Origin of the sequence: Dermacoccus sp. PE3 (assembly GCF_001021715.1) — a bacterium.
GTDB classification, from domain to species: domain Bacteria; phylum Actinomycetota; class Actinomycetes; order Actinomycetales; family Dermatophilaceae; genus Dermacoccus; species Dermacoccus abyssi.
In genome coordinates, this window is sequence record NZ_LDCM01000010.1 from 1 (window position 1) to 1,886 (window position 1,886).

The 1,886-nt window shown below is 64.2% G+C and carries 2 protein-coding genes; both read right to left on the minus strand.

Annotated elements, in window-relative coordinates:
• Nucleotides 1-121 precede the first annotated feature (121 nt).
• On the minus strand, nt 122-547 hold the full coding sequence (locus AA983_RS15320) for a MarR family winged helix-turn-helix transcriptional regulator (protein WP_197079033.1): 426 nt from the start codon (nt 545-547) through the stop codon (nt 122-124).
• A 41-nt stretch (nt 548-588) separates the two neighbouring features.
• A complete protein-coding gene (locus AA983_RS14485) occupies nt 589-1,806 on the minus strand; it encodes an NAD(P)/FAD-dependent oxidoreductase (RefSeq protein ID WP_047313026.1) in 1,218 nt (405 codons plus the stop codon).
• Nucleotides 1,807-1,886 lie beyond the last annotated feature (80 nt).

Below are 1,886 nucleotides of genomic sequence, written 5' to 3' on the forward strand. Positions count from 1 at the left end.
GTGTGAATGCACACTCGCCGCGAGTGGGGGTGTACCTGTGGAGTTGATAGCTCGGTGGCGGCGTTGTGTGGCCGCTATGTGACGGTGATCGACGATGGCCGCTGCGGCTTCGACAACGTCGTCAGCGAGGCGCTGTCGCTGGTCCGGTCGTGGCCAGGTTCTCACGCAGTTGGGCGAGCTGTGCGGCAAGAGAGCTCGCTGCATCCTCTGTGAGCTGCAGGTTAGCGGGCTCATTGAGGGCGACGATCGATGGCCATGCGGCGTCGAGGGCAGTTCGTCCCTGATCGGTGATTGTGAGGTGAGATGGTCGACCACGGCCCTCGGTACTGCCGCGGATGAGGCCGCGGCGCTGGAGCTTGTTGACGGTAGCGGTAAGCGCTTGAGGGCGAATATGGAGTTGGCGCGCGATCTGCGCCTGCGTGATCCCAGGGTCATCGGTTGTGCACGCCAGCACGCCGAACTCGGCCGTGCTGATCCCCGCGGCTCTGGTTGCCCGCTCGAGATGACGTGCGGCTTCACGCGCAGTTTGCTGCAATTCCCACAGCACCAAGACAAGGTTGGGGTCACCTCCTGATCGGAGCGCCGCCTTCATGGCGTGCCGCGATAGCGACGCTGTCCCCACGCACCCGCGACGCTCAGCAGAGGTCGGGCCAGGGCTTGCGCTGGTCGATGACGCAGAGCGTTGATTACTCGCACGGGACCAAGGGACTCACGGATCGCTGCGCGGGCCCGGGGTGATATAGAACGCTGGTAGCGGGCGAGTGCGGAGTGTAACGGGGCGCCATCCAGATGCTCGGTGATGGCATCAACGAGGTCGGCGGCATCACAGATGGCCGTCGACGCACCCCGACCGCCGGTCGGTGGCATCGCGTGGATCGCATCTCCGAGCCCCGTGACACTGCGAGGCGTCCAATCTGCGATCGGTCCGGGTGGGTTTGCCGCCCGGAACCTGAACGCTGCAACACGTTCGAAGTCCGAGGCCGACACGTGCTCGGTTAGCCAGGGCGACCATCGCGTGAGCAACGCGCCCGCCTGCTGAACCAGGTCACCTGCCGATGTGTGTCGGGTGCCTCTGAGGCTCTCGCTGCGGTTAATCGTGCCCCAGATAAGAGCTGGCCCGCCGGTCAAAGCCGCAACTGTCGGGTCGGTCGCAGCTCGCGAGGGGGGGTTGTAGATCGAGAGGAAGACGCCGGTGCCGTCGGCCCCGAACGCCAAGGCCGGACCCCGGCGCAGGTAGGTCGGCGGGTCGTCTGTTCCGAGCGGTGCCCATCCCGCAATACCGGTGAGACCAAGATCGCGGGTGGGCGACGTGCCGAGGAACGAAGAGATGACCGTCGAATTTGCGCCGTCGGCGGCCACCACAAGGTCACCGTCAACAACGGAGCCATCTGAAAGCGTGACCGCTGCACCCGTGTCTTCCTGTGCTACATCGCGCACTGTCGATCCAAATCGGATCGAGGCGCTGATGTCCCCCGCAAGCAGGACTCTCAGCACTTGGCGTTGCGCCAAGATGCGGTCCTGTCCGGTGGGTTCAGCCGCGACCACGATCGGACGCAATTGGGAGTCCGCGATGGTGAACTGCTCGAACGCGCTCCCGGTGTCTGATACCAGCCGGATTTCTTCCATCAGCGCCCCTGGGATCAAATCTGCGAGTGCGCCGCAGGCTTCATCGTTGAGGCTAATGCGATACCCGCCCGTCTCCGCGGCAGCGACATCCTGCTCTACAACTACGACCTCAGCCTTCCCCGAGAGTCCGTGTGCCAGCGCGAGACCACCCATACCTGCCCCACACACGATGATCCTCATGCCGCAAGAGTATCAAGAGGTTGATTCTCCGCTCGATGGTTCTTGCATATCCGGCCGAATGACCAAGCATCTCGTGAAGG